Origin of the sequence: Micromonospora sp. NPDC050795 (genome assembly GCF_044456785.1) — a bacterium.
Lineage (GTDB): Bacteria > Actinomycetota > Actinomycetes > Mycobacteriales > Micromonosporaceae > Micromonospora.
In genome coordinates, this window is the sequence record NZ_JBITGE010000079.1 from 1 (window position 1) to 2,833 (window position 2,833).

A 2,833-nucleotide genomic window follows, 5' to 3' on the forward strand; every position below is an offset into this window, starting at 1 on the left:
GCATGGATCAATCCACCCACAGAAAACGACGGTGACCAGCAGATTCACTCAAAAACCTCTGATCAAACCCGCCTCAAAAATCTTGACACGTTCCGGTTTCGCAGCAACCGGCATCAACGGCTGCGCAACCACCCACAAGTCCTCCGGTGCCCAGGTCTGGATCATGTCCCCGAGAACATTCGCCACGAATAGAAGATCATGCCCGAGGCCACAACCTCACCAACTGAGACACCTCCTGTAGCGGATCAAGCTGCTGGAGCAGGAGAACGAGGTCCTGCGCCGGGCTGCGGCGTCCCTGTCGCAGGCGAACCTGCCGGGAGAGGCTCTACCCGCTCGTGAGCGAGCTGGCGGCCGACGGGATCCCCGTCGCGGTGACGTGCCGGGTACTGAACAGCGCTCGTCAGCCCTACTACCGGTGGCTTGTCCGCAGTGTCACTGACGCCGAACTGGCGCAGGCGTATCGGGTGGACGCATTGTTCGACGCCCATCGCGATGACCCGGAGTTCGGCTACCGGTTCCTAGCCGATGAGGCCCGCGCTGCCGGCCAGCCGATGGTCGAGCGCACCGCCTGGAAAATCTGCTCCGGCATGGGCTGGTTCAGCGCGTTCAGCAAGAAGAAGCGTCGGGGCAGGGCGGCAAGGTCGGTCCGCCGGTGCACGAGGATCTGGTGTGCCACGACTTCACCGCGGACGGCCCGAATCGGTTGTGGCTGGCCGACATCACTGAACACCGAACCGGTGAGGGCAAGCTGTATCTGTGCGCGATCAAGGACGTGTGGTCCCACCGGATCGTCGGCTACTCCATCGACTCACGCATGAAATCGAGACTGGCCGTCAACGCCGTAGCCCGCCGTGGTGACGTGGCCGGCTGCGTGCTGCACACCAACCGCGGGTCGCAATTCCGCAGCCGGAAACTCGTCCACGCCCTCAACCAGCACCACATGACCGGGTCGATAGGCAGAGTCGGCGCCGTCGGCGACAACGCCGCCATGGAATCGTTCTTCGGCCTGCTGCAGAACACCGTCCTTGACCGCCGGACCTGGACGACACGGCAGCAGCTGAGGACCGCGATCATGACCTGGATCGAACGGACCTACCACCGCCGCCGACGCCAACGATCCCTGTCCCGGTTGACCCCTATCGAGTACGAGACCATCATGACCCCACCGGCCAGTCAGGCCACGTGACTGAAACTGTTACCTGTTGGTGCAGCAGACCCTCCGGACCGCGACGACATGCTCGCCGATGAGACCGTCACATCTACGGGCGAGTGGCGGGCTGTGAACCGAGCGGCTCGGTCGTCCGTTCGTCATGGTGCGCTCGTCCCCAGTTGTAGGACGTGCCGGGTTGTGGGACGTGCCGGGACCGAGGGAGGAGCCGCCCGTGGCGACCATGAGCGAGATAGATCGGTTGCAGCAGGACATCGATGGCGGGCAGGGCCGGCTCAACGCCGACCTGCATCGGCTCGGGCAGTACGCCACGCAGGTGCTGGCCGGGCAGAGCGGCACCGTCGACCGGCGCACGTTGGCCGTCCTGACGCAGCTGCGGGATGCCGTCACCAAGCTGCAGGCCCTGGATTGGTACCGCAACCTGTCGCCTCAGCAGTGGCAGGCACTGCCTAACCTGCCGGCGCACGACAGGGCGTTCGAGCAGCTGCGTAAGGACGAACTGGCGGACCGCGGCACGGTTTCCCGCCAGGTTGAGCGATTGGAGAGGTCCGTTGCAGGCCCCAGCCGTAACGACCTCGGCAACATGCGGAGCAACCTCTACAGGCTGACCGCGAAGGAGGACGAGCTGGGCGACGTCTTGGACCAGGTCGGACGGGACCTGATGGCCTTCGCCCACGACCGGATCCCGTTCGCGGCCAACCAGATCCGCGACATCCGCGACAGCGGCGGGCAGAGCCTCGAACTCCTCCACGGTCACGTCCGGAACCGAGAGCCAAAGGCCTCGGCCGCCCGTCATGGCGACACCGGTCCCGTCGCAACCATCGGGCTGGGTGCCGCGATGGGCGCCCGGTACGGTGTGGGCAACTGCGGCGAGAAGGCCGACACAATCGCGGCCGAGGCGATGCGGCGGTACGGCGGCGCGAACATCCCGGTCACGGTAATCGCTCACGACGCCGACCACCGTGTGACCGTCATCGGCCGGATGAACGCCCGCTACTGCCGGATCCTCGACCCATGGCCCCGCGACGGCAAACCGGAGCGCCCGGAGAGCTACGGCGCACGGAGCCTGCACCGCCAAAACCGTCGCTTCCAGCACCACAGCAACGGTATTAACTACGTGGCCTGGGCCAACCAGCTTTACATCACGCCGGTGCAGGACCAGCTCCCGCCGCGGCCGGACCCGGTCGCTCCTTTCCCCTCCAAACGGGCTGCCTGGGATTGGGCCAAGCAGCACTACCCGAGCGCGCCCGTCTTCGACATCACCAGGACCAGCCGGAGCACGGCACAGGACCGGCGCGGAAGCCCGGCCTCCATGCAGGACAGGCCGCCGTCGTGGCCGGATCCGGTTGCTGCCTTCCGCTCAGTGCGGGCTGCATGGGCCTGGCTCAAGCAGCGCTACCCGATCGTGCGCCACAAGCACGTGTACGACTTCACCAGGACCAACCGGAGCACGGCACAGGGCCGAAGCGCACGCCGGGCCTCCATCGACAGCGGGGTGTCGATCAGCTCGTACACTTTGCGGAGCCCGATGGACTCGCCGCCGCCGCCGATGCCGCCGCCGCCGCCTTTGCCGCCGCCGCCGATGCCGCCGCCGCCGCCTTTGCCGCCGCCGCCGATGCCGCCGCCGCCGCCTTTGCCGCCGCCGCCGATGCCGCCGCCGCCGCC

Annotated in this window: 3 protein-coding genes; all 3 read left to right on the plus strand. The window is 67.1% G+C overall.

Features of this window, described 5'->3' with window-relative positions; all coding sequences use genetic code 11:
- Positions 1–192 (plus strand): hypothetical protein (locus ACIBEF_RS31995; protein WP_396797156.1); only part of this gene is annotated, 192 nt, incomplete at its 5' end.
- Between the two features lie 400 nt (positions 193–592).
- Entirely contained in the window at positions 593–1,186 is a 594-nt protein-coding gene (locus ACIBEF_RS32000; protein ID WP_396797160.1) for an IS3 family transposase, read from the plus strand.
- A 196-nt stretch (positions 1,187–1,382) separates the two neighbouring features.
- The coding region (locus ACIBEF_RS32005) for a hypothetical protein (RefSeq protein ID WP_396797157.1) at positions 1,383–2,833 on the plus strand (1,451 nt) is incomplete at its 3' end.